The organism is Paraburkholderia sp. CNPSo 3281, from assembly GCF_024206515.1.
Lineage (GTDB): Bacteria > Pseudomonadota > Gammaproteobacteria > Burkholderiales > Burkholderiaceae > Paraburkholderia > Paraburkholderia nodosa.
In genome coordinates this window covers 1-18,922 of record NZ_JAMBPS010000038.1, presented here as the reverse complement: position 1 = coordinate 18,922, position 18,922 = coordinate 1, and the positions used below count along the sequence as shown (strand labels likewise).

General features: G+C 65.7%; 15 protein-coding genes, 1 pseudogene and 1 riboswitch. Of the genes and pseudogenes, 9 read left to right on the top strand and 7 right to left on the bottom strand.

Annotated features, from left to right (window positions below; genetic code table 11):
- Entirely contained in the window at positions 1-2,670 is a 2,670-nt protein-coding gene (locus M3I56_RS28385) for an EAL domain-containing protein (protein WP_254356790.1), read from the bottom strand.
- Between the two features lie 447 nt (positions 2,671-3,117).
- Between M3I56_RS28385 and M3I56_RS28380 the strand changes: the two genes are divergently transcribed.
- Both M3I56_RS28380 and M3I56_RS28375 read left to right on the top strand, forming a co-directional pair.
- On the top strand, positions 3,118-4,839 hold the full coding sequence (locus M3I56_RS28380) for a dihydroxyacetone kinase family protein (RefSeq protein WP_254356789.1): 1,722 nt from the start codon (positions 3,118-3,120) through the stop codon (positions 4,837-4,839).
- A 229-nt stretch (positions 4,840-5,068) separates the two neighbouring features.
- Positions 5,069-6,058, top strand: coding sequence for a zinc-dependent alcohol dehydrogenase family protein (locus M3I56_RS28375; protein ID WP_254356788.1), 990 nt, complete (start codon positions 5,069-5,071; stop codon positions 6,056-6,058).
- A gap of 37 nt (positions 6,059-6,095) precedes the next feature.
- Here M3I56_RS28375 and M3I56_RS28370 read toward each other — a convergent pair whose 3' ends face one another.
- The 3 genes from M3I56_RS28370 to M3I56_RS28360 all read right to left on the bottom strand — a co-directional run bounded on the left by M3I56_RS28370 (position 6,096) and on the right by M3I56_RS28360 (position 8,933).
- Positions 6,096-6,830, bottom strand: a complete 735-nt coding sequence (locus tag M3I56_RS28370) for a metallophosphoesterase (RefSeq protein ID WP_254356787.1) — start codon at positions 6,828-6,830, stop codon at positions 6,096-6,098.
- A 261-nt stretch (positions 6,831-7,091) separates the two neighbouring features.
- Positions 7,092-7,622, bottom strand: a complete 531-nt coding sequence (locus M3I56_RS28365; RefSeq protein ID WP_302057038.1) for a cytochrome b — start codon at positions 7,620-7,622, stop codon at positions 7,092-7,094.
- A 93-nt stretch (positions 7,623-7,715) separates the two neighbouring features.
- The gene (locus M3I56_RS28360; protein ID WP_254356786.1) at positions 7,716-8,933 is read right to left on the bottom strand and encodes an FAD-dependent monooxygenase; all 1,218 of its coding nucleotides are present in this window, start codon (positions 8,931-8,933) and stop codon (positions 7,716-7,718) included.
- Between the two features lie 138 nt (positions 8,934-9,071).
- On the opposite strand from M3I56_RS28360, the gene M3I56_RS28355 reads away from it, so the two are divergent.
- From M3I56_RS28355 to M3I56_RS41160, 3 genes are all read left to right on the top strand, one after another.
- Positions 9,072-10,016, top strand: coding sequence for a LysR family transcriptional regulator (locus tag M3I56_RS28355; RefSeq protein ID WP_254356785.1), 945 nt, complete (start codon positions 9,072-9,074; stop codon positions 10,014-10,016).
- A 95-nt stretch (positions 10,017-10,111) separates the two neighbouring features.
- On the top strand, positions 10,112-11,932 hold the full coding sequence (locus M3I56_RS28350) for a chloride channel protein (RefSeq protein WP_254356784.1): 1,821 nt from the start codon (positions 10,112-10,114) through the stop codon (positions 11,930-11,932).
- 41 nt (positions 11,933-11,973) lie between these two features.
- The gene (locus M3I56_RS41160; RefSeq protein WP_302057046.1) at positions 11,974-12,096 is read left to right on the top strand and encodes a hypothetical protein; all 123 of its coding nucleotides are present in this window, start codon (positions 11,974-11,976) and stop codon (positions 12,094-12,096) included.
- On the opposite strand, the pseudogene M3I56_RS28345 reads toward M3I56_RS41160, so the two are convergent.
- Positions 12,095-12,241 (bottom strand): annotated as a pseudogene (locus M3I56_RS28345) (SAM-dependent methyltransferase); the annotation flags it as partial. The gene M3I56_RS41160 and the pseudogene M3I56_RS28345 overlap by 2 nt on opposite strands.
- 6 nt (positions 12,242-12,247) lie before the next feature.
- On the opposite strand from M3I56_RS28345, the gene M3I56_RS28340 reads away from it, so the two are divergent.
- On the top strand, positions 12,248-12,640 hold the full coding sequence (locus M3I56_RS28340) for a class I SAM-dependent methyltransferase (RefSeq protein ID WP_254356838.1): 393 nt from the start codon (positions 12,248-12,250) through the stop codon (positions 12,638-12,640).
- 9 nt (positions 12,641-12,649) lie between these two features.
- Here M3I56_RS28340 and M3I56_RS28335 read toward each other — a convergent pair whose 3' ends face one another.
- Both M3I56_RS28335 and zwf read right to left on the bottom strand, forming a co-directional pair.
- Complete coding sequence (locus tag M3I56_RS28335; RefSeq protein WP_254356783.1) at positions 12,650-13,489, bottom strand: ROK family protein; 840 nt, start codon at positions 13,487-13,489, stop codon at positions 12,650-12,652.
- A gap of 22 nt (positions 13,490-13,511) precedes the next feature.
- Entirely contained in the window at positions 13,512-15,134 is a 1,623-nt protein-coding gene (gene zwf, locus M3I56_RS28330; protein WP_254356782.1) for a glucose-6-phosphate dehydrogenase, read from the bottom strand.
- Positions 15,135-15,356: 222 nt separating this feature from the next.
- On the opposite strand from zwf, the gene M3I56_RS28325 reads away from it, so the two are divergent.
- The 3 genes from M3I56_RS28325 to M3I56_RS28315 all read left to right on the top strand — a co-directional run bounded on the left by M3I56_RS28325 (position 15,357) and on the right by M3I56_RS28315 (position 18,704).
- Positions 15,357-17,111: an IlvD/Edd family dehydratase gene (locus tag M3I56_RS28325; RefSeq protein WP_254356781.1), complete on the top strand. Its 1,755-nt coding sequence runs from the start codon at positions 15,357-15,359 to the stop codon at positions 17,109-17,111.
- A 117-nt stretch (positions 17,112-17,228) separates the two neighbouring features.
- Positions 17,229-17,332: riboswitch (SAM-I-IV-variant riboswitch) on the top strand.
- A 42-nt stretch (positions 17,333-17,374) separates the two neighbouring features.
- On the top strand, positions 17,375-17,692 hold the full coding sequence (locus M3I56_RS28320) for a hypothetical protein (protein WP_254356780.1): 318 nt from the start codon (positions 17,375-17,377) through the stop codon (positions 17,690-17,692).
- A 43-nt stretch (positions 17,693-17,735) separates the two neighbouring features.
- Positions 17,736-18,704, top strand: coding sequence for an ROK family protein (locus M3I56_RS28315; RefSeq protein WP_254356779.1), 969 nt, complete (start codon positions 17,736-17,738; stop codon positions 18,702-18,704).
- Positions 18,705-18,922: the final 218 nt, after the last annotated feature.

The following is an 18,922-nucleotide window of genomic DNA, read 5'->3' as shown; positions in this document are numbered from 1 at the left end:
TTACCGTTGGTGAACGCTGGCCGCATGGCTCGCTTCCAGGTAGGACTGCGCGCTCGCTGCATCCACAGGGCGCGAGAACCAGTAACCCTGCGCCTCGTTGCAGCCGTTCTCGATCAGGAATTCCAGTTGCCGCAGCGTTTCCACGCCCTCTGCCACCACCCGCATGCCGAGCGTATGGCCGAGGGCGAGCACGGCCTTTACGATGACCTCGTCCGCGCGCGAGTGGCCAATGCCCCTTACGAACGACATGTCGAGCTTGAGACGATCGGGCATGAAGCTGCGAATGTACGCGAGGCTCGAATAGCCCGAGCCAAAGTCGTCGATGGCGACCGAAAGCCCCATCTCGCGAAGGGCGCGCAGCGTGGCGAGCGAACGGGGCGCCATGAGCACGCTTTCGGTGATTTCCAGCTCGATATTGCGCGGGCTCACGCCGGTGCGCGCGAGCGTATCCGCCATCATGGCGGGCAAATCCGCGCGCACGAACTGGACAGGCGAAACGTTGACCGAAACGACGATGTCCGGGTGCTGGCGCGCCCACTCGCGGGCCTGGCGGCAGGCCTCCTCGAACACGAATTCGCCGATCTGCACGATCAGGCCGTTTTCCTCGGCGAGCGGCACGAACAGCGCCGGGCTCACCTGGCCGCGCTCCGCGTCGTGCCAGCGAACGAGCGCCTCGAAACCCATCGTCTCGCCCGTCCTCGGGTTGACTCTCGGCTGCCACGCAACGGCAAACGCGCGCGACGCCACGGCCAGCCGCAACGCCTGCGCGAGGCTCGCCCCCTCCAGGTTCTGCTTGGCGATGGCCATGTCGAACACCTGCATGCTCCCGGGCCCCACCGACTTGGCGCGGTACATGGCGGAGTCGGCGTACTTGAGCAGCGAGTCCAGATCGCTCGAATGATCGGGGAACACGGCGAGGCCGACACAGGCGAGCGGCACGATGACCTTGTTGCCGATCAGCAGCCCATGTGTCAAGGATTCCTGCATGCTTGCCGCGGCGGCGACGAAGTGATCGACGCCGCCACGACCGTACAGCACGGCGACGAACTCGTCGCCCGCATATCGGGACACCATCTCGCCCTGGGCGATATGGGTGGACAGGCGGCGCGCCACTTCGCACAGCACCTCGTCGCCCGCGGTATGGCCGAGCGAATCGTTGACCTCCTTGAAGTTGTCGAGGTCGATGAACACCAGCGCGAACTTCTGCTGCGCATCGAGCGCCGTCCTGACCAGTTCGCGCAAACGCGCTTTGAGGCCGAGCCGGTTCGGCAGATGCGTGAGCGAGTCCTCGTTCACCTGCAGGCGCAACTGCTCCTGATAGCGGATGCGCTCCGAAACGTCGTTGAACACGGTCACGCAGTGTGTGGGGCGATTGCGCTCGTCGAGCACCGGGGCGACATGCAGCTCGATCCAGTAGGGCGAACCATCGGGCCGGCAGCATTTGAGCAGGCCCTCGCCTTCTCGCTCCGATTGCATGGCACTGCGAACGATATTGGCATCGGCGGACGATTTATCGCAACCGAGCATGTCCCAATGCCCGGCGCCATTCGCCGTGGCCACGGCGCGGCCGGTGATGCGCTCGAACGCAGCGTTGGCGTACGTGATGATGCTTTCGCCGTCGACCTTTTGCGAAATGATCACGGCGTTTCTCGAAGCCTCCAGCGCGCGGCTGCGAACGCGCAAATGCTCTCTCGCCTGTTCGTGCGCCGTGACGTCGTGCGCGGTGATGAAACACGCATCCTGGCCCGCATAGTCCAGCAGATGCCAGGCGATATCGACGTGGATCACTTCTCCGTCGATGCGCACATGCCGGCGCACGCCGCCTGCGCCGCTTTGCGCGCCGGAATTGACGTAGCCGTGCAGGTCGCGGCGGAACGCGCCGGTTTCGGCCCGCGGGCGAAGCTGCTCGACCGACATGCCCCTGAGCTGCTGCAGGCTCGCGCCGTATTGGCGCTGGGCCGCGGCATTGGCGGTGAGGATTGCATAGGAGCGCACATCGAAAATGAGCATCGCGACCGGATGCTGCTCGAAGTACTCGCGAAAGCGCCGCTCGGCCTCGAGCGCGACGATCTTCGCGGCGCTGCGGGAAAGCGCCGCGCGGTGGCTCGTAAACAACGTGAAGAGCAGCAGCAGCGCGCCGGCTGTCGCCGTGCCGATCAGCGAGATTTTTTGCCGCGCGAGCTGCGCCTGCGCGCCGAACTGCACGACCTTGATCTGCTCGCGCTGCTCGGAGCGCAGCTCGGTGAGCAGCGACATGATGGAGCTGAGCGTTTCGTTCGCGTGCTGCATCAGGGCGGGCTCGAGCTTTGCGCCCGCGTCTGCGAGCGCGATATTGCGCGCGGCCGCGTCGAGCTGCTCGGGCCAGACGGCGCTCAACTGCCGCAACTCGTGAATCGTGCGCTCGTTGCGCGGCGCACCGGCAAAATCATGCTCGAGCCGGTCGTAAATGCCAGCCACGACTGCGGCCCGCTTGATCGGCCACGCGCGCGACGTGTAGCCCGCCGTGCCCACGCCTTTGAGGAAGTCGGTATTCGCCGCAATATGCAGCGTGAGCAGGGCTTCGAGTTCCGACGTGATGTTCAGTTCGTGACGAAGCCGCGAGTCGGCCGTGCCACGCGACAGGTTCGCGCTCAGTATCGCGCCGATCGCCGCGCATACGATCAGCGCCACGGCTAGCGCTGCGGCAACGCCCTTGCTGGGCGCGCGGGACGGTGCCTGTGGAGGGGTTCCGGTTATTTCAGCTACGTTCATCGCCTCGCAACGCGATTCGGCACATCGCCACTCGCGCCGCGTTGCTCGGCCGGAGTAGGCAGGTTACGGGTGAAGGCACCGGCGGGCGGAGGGGCCATGGTGTTCCAGGCATGCAGACGGCGAAGGCACGGCAAGTCCGTGATCGGTCGCTACTGTCTGAATAACGGGTATTCGGCGTGCCGCTTTGATTGGTGTTTTTACCTAGGTGCCTGGATGCTGGCGCCACGCGCGGGGCAGGCATCCGGAATGCATTCGATGCCCGTGTTCAATATGCTCATGGCGCGAAGGGACCGCCCGCGGTCCGCCGTTTTCGCCTCTCGCTTCTGCCCCTCGTTTTTGCCCCTGTTACTCGTTCAAGGGACTCCCATGAAGAAACTCGTCAACGACCCGTCGTTAGTGGTGCGCGAAATGCTCGAGGGCATTGCGCGCACGGCGCCCCATGTCGCCGTGCTCGGCGACGAAAACGTGCTCGTTCGCAACCCGCTGCCCAGCCCGCCCGAGCGCCCCGTTGCCGTGATTTCGGGTGGCGGCAGCGGCCACGAGCCCGCGCATGGCGGTTATGTCGGACAAGGCATGCTCACCGCCGCCGTGTGCGGGGAGGTGTTCACGTCGCCCGCCACCGACGCCGTGCTGGCCGCGATTCGCGCGAGCGCGGGTCCGAACGGCGCGCTGCTCATCGTGAAGAACTACACGGGGGACCGGCTCAATTTCGGTCTCGCGGCCGAACTGGCGCGAGCCGAGGGCATTCCGGTCGAAATCGTCATCGTGGCCGACGACGTGTCGTTGCGGGGGCATACGGAGCGCAATCAGCGGCGCGGCATTGCCGGGACGGTGCTAGTGCACAAGATCGCGGGCGCGGCGGCGGCGCGCGGCGACGCGCTGGGCCTCGTGGCCGCGATTGCGCGCGGCGTGGCCGGGAATCTCGGCACGATGGGCGTGGCGCTCGACGGCTGCACGCTGCCCGGCGCGGAGCAAGCCGGCTTTCGCCTCGCCGACGACGAGATCGAACTCGGCATGGGCATCCACGGCGAGAAAGGCGTGGAACGCACGGTGCCGATGGCGGCGGGCGAATTGACGGAAACGCTGCTCGCCAACATCGTCGACGACCTGGCGCTGAAAGGCGGCGAGCGCGTGGCGCTGCTCGTGAACGGGCTGGGCGCCACGCCCGCGATGGAACTGGCGATCATCATGCGCGATGCATTCGAGAGCCTGAATCGCCGTCATGTGACGGTCGAGCGGGCGTGGACCGGCACGTTTCTTTCGGCGCTCAATATGCCGGGCTGTTCGATCTCCGTGCTCCGGCTCGACGACGCGAAGCTGACGCTGCTCGACGCCGCCACCGAAGCGCGCGCGTGGCCCGGGGTCGGCACGGTGAACCGGCAGATCCGCATCGAGCCGGCGTTTTCAGCGGCCGATGCGCGCGCCGAGGCGGGCGCGACGCCTGCGGACGCGGCGAGCGTCGCATGGGCGCAGCGTCTGAAGCCGGCGCTCGATGCCGTTGCGCACGCATTGATCGAGAACGAGGCGCTGTTCACGGACCTCGATTCCCGAGCCGGCGACGGCGATCTGGGCGCAAGCATGCAGCGCGCCGCACAGGCCATGCTCGCCGTGCCGCAAGGCGCGCTCGGCTCGCCGGGCAGCGCGCTCGCCGCACTCAGCACGGCATTGCGCCGCGCGATAGCGGGCAGTTCCGGGCCGTTCTACGCAACAGCGCTGCTGCGCGCCTCGCGCACGCTTGGCGAGCAAGCGCAGCCCCATGCGCGGGACTGGGCGGCCGCCATGCGCGGCGCGGCCGAGGCGGTCAGCGAACTGGGCGGCGCGAAACCCGGCGACCGCACGATGCTCGATGCGCTCGTGCCCGCCGTCGATGCGCTGGAAAGCGCCCTGAAGTCGGCGCGCCCCGTGGGCGAGGCGTGGGCGCAGGCGGTGAGCGCCGCGGAGTCCGGTGCGAAAAGCACGGCGCAAATGACGCCGCGCGCGGGCCGGGCGAGCTATCTCGGCGCGCGCGCGATCGGGACGCCCGATGGCGGGGCGGTGGTGGTGGCGTGCTGGCTCAGGGCGCTGCAGCCGCATATCGGCGCGTCGTGAGGTGCGGTTGCGGCGAAACGCGTGGCGCTCTAGAGTTCGGCACTACGAACCCGGATTTGCCGTATTGTCTGAAGCACAAGCTGCCGCTTACGCCCTATGTACGCGCAGCATTCTGGCGCGGCGACGAACAGCACTAATTGGACTTCCCGGTTCATCACTCGAACTCAGAGGCCGCAACGGCCCTGTGATGCGCTCATTACGCCCTCATCAATCGAAACAGGAGTCAGTCATGTCACGGACAGTCAGGTTTGCACAAGCAGGTGGCCCGGAAGTGCTGCAATTCGTGGATGAACCGGTACGCGCCCCCGGCCCCGGCGAAGTTCGCATCACGGTGAAAGCGATTGGTCTGAATCGCGCGGAATCGATGTGGCGCGCCGACCAGTACATCGAGCCCGTGCGCTTTCCGGCAGGCCTCGGGTACGAAGCGGCCGGCATGGTCGACGCCGTGGGCGAGGGAGTAGTCGGCATCGCACCGGGAGACAAGGTCAACGTGATCCCGTCGTTCTCGATGAATCAGTACTTCACGTACGGAGAAAGCATCGTCGTGCCGGACTATGCGGTCGTCAGGCATCCTGAATCGCTTTCGTTCGCGCAAGCCGCCTCGGTATGGATGATGTTCGTCACCGCATACGGCGCGCTGATCGAAGATGCGAAGGTGGGCGCCGGCGATTGTGTCGTCGTGCCGGCCGCGTCGAGCAGTGTCGGACTTGCGGCGATCCAGATCGCGAACTACGCCGGTGCGACTTCGATCGCGCTTACACGTCACGCCGGCAAGAAACAGCCGTTGCTCGACGCGGGCGCGGCGCACGTGGTCGTGACCGACGAGACGGATCTGGTGGACGAAATCATGCGCATTACTGGTGGAAAGGGGGCGCGTGTCGCGTTCGATCCGGTCGGCGGCCCGAACTTCGCGAAGCTGATCTCGGCGCTGTCTTTCCAGGGGATCGCGTATCTCTACGGCGCGCTCGATGAACGTGCCACGACGCTGCCCGTGCTGGAGATGATCGCGAAGGTCGTCAGCGTGAAGGCCCACAACATCTGGCTCACCAGCGGCGATGCGCAGCGCCGCAAGGCCGCCGTGGAATACGTGCTAAAGGGACTCGAAAGCGGCGCGCTCAAGCCCGTGATCGACCGCACCTTCGCGTTCGAACAGATTGCGGATGCGCACCGCTACCTCGAAACCAATGGGCAGTTCGGCAAGATCGTGGTGACGGTGTAGTCCGCCGCTGCACGGCGCCCAGCATCGACGAAAACGATCAGCAATACCCGGTGCGAAGCGCCGCTGCCCAATCGGGCCGGCCATTGGCGGCAGCACGTTCGGCCACCGCGTGCCAGTCGTACTCCACGGCGCGAAACTCCACCTCCCAGCCGCGCGAGGTACGGGCGACGCTCGCGTAGCGCGCATGCGGCGTCCCCGTTTCCATACGATGCGTGAAGGGATGCGTGTCCTCGTACGCGGGCAGGCCGACACTGCCTGGGTTCACGATGAGGCGGCCGTCGGCGAGCTGCATCGAGCGTGCGAGATGCGTATGGCCGCACAGAATCAACGCCGCCTCGACCTCGGCCGCGCGGCGTCTGACCTCGCCATGCGTGGCCGTTCGGCAGCCACTCGCCGTGACGGTTTCGAGGAAATAGGAGAGGTCGTCCTGCGGCGTGCCGTGCACGAGCAGCACGTCGCTTTCGAGCCATAGCGTGGCAGGCAATGCGCTGACCCATGCCAGATGTTCTTCACTCAGCACGCCGCGCGCAAAGCGGTCCGATGGCCCCATGCGAGTGCCATCCGCGCTGAGAAGCTGTCTTTCGTGGTTGCCGCGTATCGTGGGCAACCCAAGCTGCATCAACCGGTCCGCCGTTTGCGACGGATACAGCGGGCCGGAAAGGATGTCGCCGAGATTGACGATCACGTCCGCGCCTTGCCGCTCGATATCGTCGAGCACCGCTTCGAGAGCGGGCAAATTGCCGTGAATGTCGGAAAGCGCCGCGATTTTCATGGTGCGAACGGAGGCTGGCCGCGAAAGTCGTGAATTGGGCGATTCTGGACGATACGCCGCCCGGTGTCCACGGTGCGATCGCCTGTCTAGCAGACCGGTTATTGATAGATCAATCCATAAACTCTATTCTCGCGTCATGGTCAGACCTGGAGAATTCGATCGGGACGAAGCACTGCGGCGCGCGCTGCGCGTGTTCTGGGCGAAAAGCTATGCCTCGCCTTTCTGCTGATGACCATGCAGGGCACACAATTCGCGGCGCGATTAAAGCTTCATGCGTTGCAAGACACGATCGTTGAGCACGAAGCGATGAAACAGCGCCGCGGCCACATGCAGGCAGATGAACGCGAACAGCACCCACGCGAGCACGCTGTGGACGTCGCCCATGGCGTGCCCGAACGACGAACCCGCAGGGGAGAGCGCGGGCAACGGGATGGCGCCGAACAGCGTGACGTCCCACGCGCGCGACGAGGCGTTGATCCATCCGAGCACGGGCACCCCGATGAGCAGGGCGTAGAGGCCGACATGCGTGAGGGCCGCCACGGCGCGCATGAACGGCGTCTGGTCGTCGGGCGGCGGGCGATGGGTCGCGCGCCAGACCAGACGGCACACCATGGCGGCGACGAGCGCCGTGCCGACGCCCAGATGCCACGCAATTTCGCCAACGGGGCGCGTGTCGCGGTGCACATCGGGCATGGTCCAGCCGATCACGAACTGCGCCGCCACGAGTGCGACGACAAGCCAGTGAAGCAGGCGCGCAACGAGGTCGTAACGCGAATCGGCGGCGATTTGCATGGGCGCTCCGTGCTCAGCAAGGGTCGGTTGAAAGCGGCAATTCTAGCGTGCCGAGATTAACGGATCATTAACTGCGCGGCTTGCCGGCCCCCCTTAAAGCCACGTCCCCCCCTGGCGCTCGTTCGGCTCCTGTGAAAGCGCGTTGAAATCGTGGATCCAGTCCAGATGATTGAGCACGCCCTCGCGCGAGCCGAGCCGGGCGTTGCGCTCCTGCGCAGCGGGGCCATCGGGCAGATGCAACACGTCCGCCGTGGTGATCGAAGCGTACTGCACCTTGCGCGTGCGGCCCCGGCGCAGGCGCTCGTAGGCTTCCTGGGCTTCGCGCCAGTTGCCCGGTCCCGCCTTCGCCAACTGGGCGGCCAGCACCACGGCATCCTCGATCGACTGGTTCGCGCCCTGGCCGTGGTGCGGCACGAGCGCATGCGCGGCGTCGCCGATCAACGTGATGCGGCCCTTGCTCCAGCGGCCGAGCGGTGGACGGTGGAACAGCCCCCAGCGCTGGCTGATCGGTACCGCGGTAATCATCTGCACGACGGTCGGGTGCCAGTCCCTGAAAAGGCGCAGTTGCTCGCCTTCCTGGGCAGGCATGACCCATTCGCGCGACGGCCATGGCGAGGGATGGCGCTCGACCAGCAGGAAGTTCTGGTCGCCCTTGTCGCCAATCGGATAGTGCAGCAGATGGCCGCCCGGCCCGACCCAGAACTGAATGGTCTCGGGATCGGGCAACAGGTCCATGCGCTCCGCGGGCACCACGCCGCGGAAGCCCGAGCAACCCGAATACAGCGCGTCGTCGTAGCCCAGCATCCAGCGCCGCGTGATCGAGCGCGCGCCGTCGGCGCCGATCACGAGATCGGCATCGACGCGTTCGCCATTGGCGAACGTCAGGCTCACGTGATCGGCATGCTGCGCGAGATCGACGAGCCGATGGCTGAGCTTGATCCGCTCGAGCCCAACCGCGCCCGACAGCACCGCTTGCAAATCGGCGCGATGCACCCCCCAGTACGAGCCGCCGAATTGCCCGCGGTAGTCCGGTGCGCCGCGATGGTGGCCGATCACGTCGCCGCTGCGTCCGTCACGATAGACGAGCCCCGGCACTTCCGCGCAGACTTTCTCGAAGGCCGGGCGCAGGCCCATGCGCTCGTAGAAGCGCGTGGCATTGGCCGAGAGCGCGACGGCCGCGCCCACTTCGCGTAGCTCGTCGGTCTGCTCGAAGAGTTGCGCGTCGATGCCGTGCTCGCGCAGCGCGAGCGCGAGTGTGAGGCCGCCGATGCCAGCGCCGACGATCGCAATCTTCAGATCACCTGGTTTCATGACTGTGTCTCCGATATTCAGATTTGTGGGGTCGGCTGGCGCTGGTTCGTCACGCGCACACCGTGTCCGTATTCTCGGCAGCCACTGCTCATTCCACAATAAAATGGAATGAATCTACTTCATCACTGGATTGAATGAATGGAACTGGGCGAAATCGATCTCAACCTGCTGCTGCTTTTTCATCGGCTCATGCGGGAGCGGCGCGTGGCGAGCGTGGCCGAGCAGATGAACATGAGCCAGCCCGGCGTGAGCAACGCGCTCGCGAAGCTGCGCCGCCTGCTGGGCGATCCGCTCTTCGTGCGCGGGCCGGGCGGCGTGGTGCCCACGCCGTTCGCGCTGCGTCTCGCGGAGCCGGTCGCGCAGGCGCTCGCCACGCTGCACGGCGCGCTCAATCCCGTGACCGGCTTCGATCCGCTGCGCGCCACGCGCACCATGACGATCGGCATGACCGATATCGGCGAGGTCGTGTTTCTGCCCGCGCTGCTCGAGCGCCTCGCGCGCGAAGCGCCGGGCGTTGGGCTCAACACCGTGCGCAATACGGGCGTCACGCTCAGCGACGAGATGGCCGACGGCCGGGTCGATCTCGCCATTGGATTGCTGCCGCAACTCAAAGGCGGCTTCTATCAGCGGCGCCTCTTCGATCAGCGCTATGTCTGTCTCTTCAGGCGCGGTCATCCGCTGGAGAACGCGCCGCTCACGCTCGCGGCCTGGCGCGACGCCGAGCATCTGGTGGTGGTGTCGGCGGGCACGGGGCACGGCCAGGTCGACGAGTGGCTAAAACGGCGCGGCGTGAAGCGTCAGGTGCGGCTCTCGGTGCCGCACTTCATGAGCGTGGGCTACATCCTCGAGCGCACCGATCTGATCGCCACGGTGCCGGAGCGGCTTGCGCTGCAACTGGCGAAGCCATTTTCGCTGAGCCTGAGCGCACTGCCCATGAAGCTGCCCGCTGCACCCATTCATTTGCTCTGGCACGCGCGCGTGCAGCACGACGAAGGTAACCGCTGGCTGCGCGAACTCGTGGTCGAACTCTTTGCCGATGCGGGCGGGCAAGCCCGCAAGGGCGGCGGCGCTGCCCGCTCCTAAGCGGCGAGGGAATCAGCCAGCGTCACGAGGTACATCATAATGTGATATAAAGCGCGGAGGATGTTACTGACCGATCTTGAGCGGCTAGAGGAACCATGAGCAATCACAAGGGCGACAGGGGCGATTTCGCAACCGATGTCCGTCTTCTGCGCCTTGGCGCCATTGCGGCCGCTGGCGGCGCGCTGAGCACCGTCGCGGCGGACTTTCTCCTGCACCTCATCCGCTTCTTCACGAACCTGTTCTTCTTCCAGTCGTTTTCCACGGCGAATCATTCGCCGGCGGAGAATACGCTCGGCGTGCTCGTAGTCGTGATGCCCGTGATCGGCGGCCTGATCGTGGGGCTGATTGCGCGCTATGGCTCCGAGCAGATTCGCGGCCACGGCATTCCCGAAGCCATCGAAGCCATCTTGTTCGGCAAGAGCAAGATGTCGCCGAAAGTCGCCGTGCTCAAGCCGCTTGCCTCCGCGATTGCGATTGGCAGTGGCGGGCCGTTCGGGGCCGAAGGCCCGATCATCATGACGGGCGGCGCGATTGGCTCGCTCATCGCGCAGTTCTTCCATCTCTCGGGGGCGGAGCGCAAGGCGCTGCTCGTGGCGGGCGCGGTGGCGGGCATGACCGCGGTGTTCGGCACGCCGGTCGCCGCCGTGCTGCTTGCCATCGAGCTGCTGCTGTTTGAATTGCGGCCACGCAGCCTGCTGCCTGTGGCCATTGCCTGCGCCGTTGCCGGATTTACGCGTCCACTGCTGCTCGGCAGCGGCCCGCTCTTTCCGCTGCAAACCATGCCGCTCGGCACGGTCGGCATCGTGTCGTCGTGCATTGCCGGGCTCGTTGCGGGCGCGTTGTCGTGGGGCCTTTCCACGTGGCTCTACAAGGTCGAGGACCTGTTCGGCAAGCTGCCTGTCCACTGGATGTGGTGGCCGGCGTTCGGCGCCATCGCCGTGGGCATCGGCGGGTACTTTCAACCGCGCACGCTCGGCGTGGGCTACGACGTGATCGGCGATCTGCTGCACAACCACCTCGCCATGCAGGTGGTGATCGGCATCGTGGTCGTGAAGGCCATCATCTGGGTCATTGCGCTCGCTTCCGGTACCTCGGGCGGCGTGCTTGCACCGTTGCTGATGATGGGCGCGGGCGTGGGCGCGCTGGCCGGCCCGTACATGCCGGGCCACGAGCCCGCGGTGTGGCCGCTCATCTTCATGGCGGCGGCGCTCGGCGGCATGATGCGCGCGCCGGTCATGGCCGCCGTGTTCGCGTTCGAACTCACGGGCGACGCCAATGCCTTGCTGCCGCTGCTCGCTTCGGCGGCGGTTGCGTACGGCTTTACGGTGTTGCTCATGCGGCGCTCGATTCTCACCGAAAAGATCGCGCGCCGCGGCTATCACATCTACCGCGAGTACAGTATCGACCCGCTCGAGCGGCACTACGTGGAAGAAGTGATGACCAAGGGCGTGCAATCGATCGACGCCTGCACGACCGTCGCCGAGGTCCTGCGCACCCACTTCGGCGCGCAGCAGAAGTTCCGCGCGTTCCCCGTGGTCGATAGCGGCGTGCTCGTGGGCATGGCCGATCGTGCGCTGCTCGACCGTGCGTTGTCCAGTTCCACGCATGCGCCCATCGGCGCGCTTTTTTCCGATGCGCTGCCCGAAATCGCGCTGCCCGGCGAGACCTGCAGGAACGTGGCCGCGCGCCTGGCCATCACGGGACTCGACCGCGTTCCCGTCGTCGACGACGACAAGACCCGCCGCCTGCTCGGCATCGTGTCGCGCCACGATCTCGTCAAGCCTTCGCTTTCGGTATTCACGGAAGAGCGCGAGCGCGAACAGTTCCGCCGCGTATGGGTGCCGCGCAGCGAGCGCTTCGCACCCACCAGCAAGCGCGCGGGCATGACGGACGAGCGCGCCGAAGCCAAACACTGAACCCTGTCCGCACACCACAACGCGCCAAAACGGAGAAATAGATGCCTGATGAGGGAAAAGCAAAACACGGGTTTGGCTCCTTCCTTAAATCATTTGCGGCGCGCGTGCTGACCGAGCGCGACACGCACCTGGGCGATGTGCCCAACGAATACTTCGCCATGTGATTTTCGTGAGCACATGGTCGATTTTCTTGAGCTGCGCCGTGGCGAGGTCTTCTTCGCCGCTCTCGAACCACGCGTACGAATAGACCATTCCCGGGTCCAGCCATTGCAGGAACACCTCGAACCGGACGGTGTGCTCGTGAGCCACGGCATCATGTCGACGGCGCCTGGCAGCATCGACTCGCGCTTCGGCCTCGACAGCGGCGCGTACCTCGAGCGCTATCTCTTTCCCGACGACGAACTGCCCGACCTGGGCTATGCGCTCACCGCCATGCGCGAAAGCGGCATCGAGGTGTCGAACATCCAGAACCTGCGCCGGCATTGCGTGCGCACGCTGCGCCTGTGCGAGGAGAATTTCCGCGCGAAGGAAATGGCGCTGCGCCAACTCGTGAACGACCGGAAATATCAAACGTGGCGTCAATATCTGCGCGATTGGGCAACGGCGTTCGAGCGCGCCGAGGTATCGATCTACGAGATCGTCGGGCGCAAGGTGGGCACGTGGGCCAGCGCGTTGCCCTGGCCCGGCGTGAGTGAGTTCAGCCCTTAAGCGATCGCGCTAGCGGAATTTGCCCGCGCGTTGCGTGGCCGCGGGCAACTGCCGCGTTTCGCGCACCGAACGCGGATGCCACAGGCGCGCGCCGCCCTCGATGCCGCGGTCGTTCGGCACGGTGGCCACGTTCGGCGGCAGATCGAACGTGAGGCGAGCCGCGTTGCCGCCGCCTATCCACAGCTTGTCGTAGTGCACGAGCGAGTCGAGTATGCCGACGATCTTCTCGACGCGCGCGTTCCAGCGCTTGTTGCCGGCCTTGCTGCGCGCAGCGTCGCCGATGTACTCGTCGTAAGCGCGCTTCCTGCTGACCGGATGATGCGCGAGTTCGAGGTGCGGCATCAGTTCGCCGTCACGGAACATGGCCGTGCCGACGCCCGTGCCGAGCGTCATCACGAATTCGAGGCCTTGCCCTTCGATTGCGGCGAGGCCCTGCATTTCCGCGTCGTTGATCATGCGCACCGACACAATGCCCAGGCGCTCGCCGAGCATCTGGGCGAGCGGCACGTCGTTCCAGTCATCGGGGCCGAGGTGCGGCGCCGTGATCACATGATTGTTGCGCACGAAACCAGGAAAGCCGATCGAAACGTGGGTAGCCGGATACTGCTTGAGCAGCGGGCCGACGAGCGTCGCGAGCGTCTCGACCAGCAAGGCGGGCGGGCACGGATGCGGCGTCGCCACGCGCACGCGCTGCGTGCGCATCGCGCCGCTCGCGTCGATGATCGCGGCCTTCAGGCCCGTTCCGCCTACGTCGATGGCGAGAATATTTTCGATGTCCTGCGAGGTATGCGTTGCACTTACCGCGCTTTTCAAAGCGCTTTTCTTGACCGCCTTTTCGATTTTGGTCATACGTTCTCCTTGGCTGTCTGGTTCACGTCTTCTTCGCTGGCGTCGGCGCGAGGGCGCGCCACGCCCGGCCGTCGCGCGCGAGCAGGGCGTCCGCCTGCGCCGGGCCTTCGCTGCCCGCGGCGTAGTCGTACACCGGAAGCGCGGCGTCGAGTTCAGGGTGCAATACGCCATCCACCGTCGACCACGCCGCTTCTATGCCGTCGGCACGTTGAAAGAGCGTCTGGTCGCCGAGCATGCAATCGTAGAGCAAGGTTTCGTAGCCGACGTTGGCACGCTCCGTGAAGAAGTCGTCGTAGTCGAACGACGAATGCACCGGTCCGATCTGCACGACCGGCCCCGGCGTCTTCACGTTGAAGTCGAAGCTTGTGCCATGCGACGGATCGATGCGCAGCGTCAGCACGTTGGGCGTGAGCGTATCGACTGGCGTGTCGCGAAAGAGGAGAAACGGCACGCGCTTCAACTGCACCGAGATCTCCGTGCGACGCGCAGCCAGGCGCTTGCCGGTACGCAGATAGAACGGCACGCCCGCCCAGCGCCAGTTGTCGATCTGCACGCGCGCGGCGGCATAGGTTTCGGTGCGGCTGTCTTGCGCGACGTTGGGTTCTTCGCGGTAGCCCACGCCCGCCGGGCCTTTTGCATATTGACCGAACACCACGTCGTCGGGGGTGAGCGGCTTGAGCGCATCGAAGATTTCGGCTTTCTTGTTGCGCACGGCTTCGGCGTCGAACGAGTTGGGCGGCTCCATGGCGACCATGCCGAGCAGCTGAAACAGGTGATTGGGCACCATGTCGCGAAACGCGCCGGTCTGCTCGTAGAACTTGCCGCGACCTTCCACGCCGATCACTTCCGAGGCCGTGATCTGCACGCTGTCGATGTACTCGCGCCGCCAGACGGGCTCGAACATGGCGTTGGCGAAGCGCAGCGCGAGAATGCTCTGCACCGTGTCCTTGCCGAGGAAGTGGTCGATGCGATAAACCTGCGATTCATTCGCAAAGCGCAGTACATGCTCGTCCAAGTCGCGCGCCGAAGCGAGATCGGCGCCGAAGGGCTTTTCGATCACGACGCGGCGGAACATGCCGTTGCCGTCGTTACCCTCGTCGAGCAGCCCGGCGTTGCCGAGACGTTCGATAATCGGCTTGAAAAAGCGCGCACCCACGGCGAGATAGAAAACGGCGTTGCCGCGCGACTTGCCGTTCAATTGCTGCGCGAGGCGCTCAAACGCGCTGTCGTCCTCGAATTCGCCCGCCATGTAGGTGAGGCGCTGCGCAATCCAGTCCCACGCCTTGTCATCGAGCTTGCCGGCGTGGAAAGTGCTCGCCTTGTCGGCGGCGAATTTTTCCAGCGAGGCGTGCAGGTCGTCGGACCACGCCTTCGTCTCGCGCTCGCCATGATTCACGCCGATGATCTTCATGCCGTCGTCGAGCAGGCGGTCGACGGCGAGGTTGTAGAGCGCCGGCATCAAAAGGCGTTTGGTCAGATCGCCGCCCGCGCCGAAGATCACGAGCGTGCAGGGCGGCGCGGGATGCTTGCCGGCGGGCGAGGCGGGGACGGTGGGTGCGCCATGCGGATGCGCAGGCACTTTCGCGCTGGGGGCCGCGCGGGAAGCCGCGTTGGAGGAATCGGGCTGGGTCGGTTTCGTCAACATGATTTCGCTTCAGTGGGCCGAAATGAATACAGCGAGCAAATCCGGTACCTTGACTGACCGAGTTTGCGCGCATTGAGTTCAATCCGCCATTGAAGGCGTTTTGTAATATCGTGGGCGCGCATGTCGGGCCGTTCCCCACCTCGCTGATGGCGCAATTCGCAGTACCCTTACCGGCGACGGCACTTCGATCAATCTGCGTGAACCGACTCGAGGATGGTGGTTATGTCCGAAAAGCACTCCCCCGACGAAAAAGATTCCCATGATCCGCAGGGCATGCGTGGCGGACTGACGAACTACGGCAACACGGACTTCTCGCTGTTCCTTCGCAAGGCCTTCATCAAGGGCGCCGGATATACCGACGACGCGCTCGAGCGTCCCGTCATCGGCATCGCGAACACGGGCAGTGCGTACAACCCGTGTCATGGCAACGTGCCCCAGCTTCTCGAGGCGCTCAAGCGCGGCATTCTGCTGGCGGGCGGATTGCCGATGGAATTCCCGACCATTTCCATCCACGAGAGCTTTTCGCAGCCAACCAGCATGTTCATGCGCAACCTCATGTCGATGGACACGGAGGAGATGATTCGGGCGCAGCCCATGGATGCGGTCGTGCTCATCGGCGGCTGTGACAAGACGGTGCCCGCGCAGTTGATGGGCGCGGCATCGGCGGGCATTCCGGCCATTCAGCTCATTACCGGGTCGATGGTGACGGGCGCGCATCGCGGCGAACGCGTCGGCGCGTGTACGGATTGCCGCCGCTATTGGGGCAAGTTTCGCGCCGGCGAAGTCACGGCGGAAGAGATCGCCGAGGTGAACGACCGCCTCGTGCCGAGCGTCGGCACCTGCGCCGTTATGGGCACGGCCAGCACGATGGCCTGCGTGGCGGAAGCCATGGGCATGACGATGCCGGGCGGGGCCTCGCCGCCGGCGGTCACGTCGGACCGAATGCGCGTGGCCGAGCAGACCGGCGCGCAAGTCGTGGCGATGGCGCGACGGCGGCTCACCATCGACCAGGTGCTCAGCGCCGGGTCGTTCGAAAACGGCTTGCGGGTGCTGCTGGCCATCGGCGGGTCGACCAACGGCATCGTGCATCTTGCCGCTATTGCCGGGCGCATGGGCTTCGACATCGATCTGGACGCGGTGGACCGCATGGGCCGCGAAACACCGGTGCTCCTCAACCTGAAGCCGTCCGGCGAGCACTACATGGAAGATTTTCATCGGGCTGGCGGCATGGCCACGCTGTTTCATGAACTGAAGCCCCTGCTGCATCTCGACGCCATGACCGTGACCGGCCGTACCCTGGGCGAGGAGATGGAGCGCGCCGGGCCGCGCTTCGCGCAGGACGTGGTGAAGCCGCTCAGCGCGCCCATTTACCCTCAAGGCGGCCTGGCCGTGCTGCGCGGCAATCTCGCGCCGGGCGGCGCGGTCATCAAGCAATCGGCCGCTTCGGCGGCGCTCATGGAGCACGAGGGCCGCGCGGTGGTGTTCGAAGACGCGACCGATATGGCGAACCGCATCGACTCCGACGACCTCGACGTGCATGCCGACGACGTGATCGTCCTCAAGCGCATCGGGCCCAAAGGCGCGCCGGGCATGCCCGAGGCCGGCTATATCCCGATCCCGAAGAAGCTGGCGCGGGCCAGGGTGAAAGACATGGTGCGGATTTCGGATGGACGCATGAGCGGCACCGCATTCGGGACGATCGTGCTGCACGTCACGCCGGAAGCCGCCATAGGCGGCCCGCTCGCACATGTCCGTAACGGCGACCGCATCCGCTTGAGCGTGGCCAACCGCGAGATCAGCTTGCTCGTGGACGACGATGAACTGCGGCGCCGGGCGCAGGCGAATCCGGTGACTGCACCCACGGCAAGTCGCGGTTATCACAAGCTCTTTCTGGACACCGTGACCCAGGCAGACAAGGGCGCCGATTTCGATTTCCTCAGGGCGGCCGAATCGCGAGGCGCAGTCCCCAGGAAGTAGCTTGCGCGCCGGAAAACCGGGTGCGAAGTCGCGCGTGGCCGCACTGCTTGCCCGGCGCCCCGTTTTCGGTATAATGAAAGCTCGTTCGGAATATCGAACAAGAATAACCACGCAGCAGCAAAGCATCCAGAGTCGGACTGACCGACGCCAACCTGCCCTCCCGGGCAAGGTGGAAGCCCTAGAGGCGATGCGGCCGATTTACGGCAACGAAACGGGAGCAGCCTGGCTGGCACCGGTTCGATCAACCTTCATCCGGAGCCCCCATGCGTCAAGATACCTCCTCCTCGTCGACCGTCTGTGAAGACCTGTCGCACTGTCTACCTGGTTTCACGTTGACTCACACCGTTCATCTGGTGTCCGGTCTGGATCTCGGTGTCGTTTCGACCGCCGCCGGCGTGCTCGACGGCGAACAGGTGGTCGTCGACCGATGGGCCGTGACCCGCTTCGGCGACGTGCTCGAGCAAAAAATCGTCTTTGGCGACATGACCGAAAGGCGGGCGGCCCGGCTGCGCGAACAGCTCGCGGCCGTCGACGGCGTGTTGCGCGCGAAGATAGAGCATCATTTCGTGCGCGCCCGCTGAGACCGCAGGCTGGCGTCGCCGATGCACTTAACGAGGAGCCAGGGTGCCAGACACCAGCGTTGAACAGGGGCAACACCCACGCGTCTTTGTCGCGGACATCGGCGGCTCATACATTAGGCTCGGTGTATCGGACAGTCCGCGCAGCGTACGCCTCGTCGAAAGCGCGCCGACGCCCATCGACAGTTGGGAGGCGTTCGGCGCGGCCCTCGAAGCCCTCGCGGCTCGCCACATTGGCGAGACGCGCTCGCCCCTCGTCATCTCCATGGCGGGGGCGGTCGATCCCGCAAGTGGCGTGATTTGCGCGTCCAACGTCCCATGCGTCTCGGGCCGCGTGCTCGGCGCGGAGTTGTCCTCCCGGCTCCAGCGGCGCGTGCGCATTGCCAACGACGCAGACTGCCTTGCCCTGGCCGAGGCCGTCGAGGGCGCGGGTGCGGGCCACGATGTCGTGTTTGGCGTGGTCCTCGGCTCCGGTGTCGGCGGCGGGCTCGTCGTGGGCGGCCGTGTGGTGGGTGGCGCGAGCGGCATCGCGGGCGAGTGGGGCCACGGGCTGCCCGTCAGCACGCACGTCGACTTCGACGGCACGGGCCACGCTCAGCCCGTGCGCGCATTGCGTTGCGGCTGCGGGCGCCTCGCCTGCGTCGACACCATTGGCGGGGCACGCGGTCTGGAACGGCTCCACGCACTCCTGAACGACGAACAGAAAGACAGCCACGCCCTTATCGACGACTGGCAGCAAGGCAGCGATCGCGCGCTGCGTACCGTTTCCGCCTGGCTCGCCCTGGTATCGGAACCCCTCGCTGCCGTGGTCAACATCACGGGCGCTTCGGTCGTCCCGGTCTGCGGCGGCCTTTCGAATGCGGCCCCATTGATCGACGCGCTGGATACCGCAGTGCGCAAGCGCACGCTGCGGCAGTTTCGCGAACGCGTCGTGGTTCCGGGCGAGTTTCGGCGGGACGGCGGACTCATTGGCGCGGCCATCATCGCGAGGCAGGACGATTGGCGGGAGCCGTAATGCGCCGTGATCGCATGCACAGGAAAAATGGGCTTCCGACGCCTAAACTGATCTATGAAGCCAGACGGCTATCGGTCAGCGGCTATCGGGGTAAGCATCATGAAAGCGCGTGAATTGTGCAGACTCGTGCTCGTGCTCGTGGCGCTATGTATCAGCGCCGGGGCGAGCGCGGGCAGAGGCGGCGGCTGGGTGCACGGCGGCGGCGGCTGGGGCGGTGG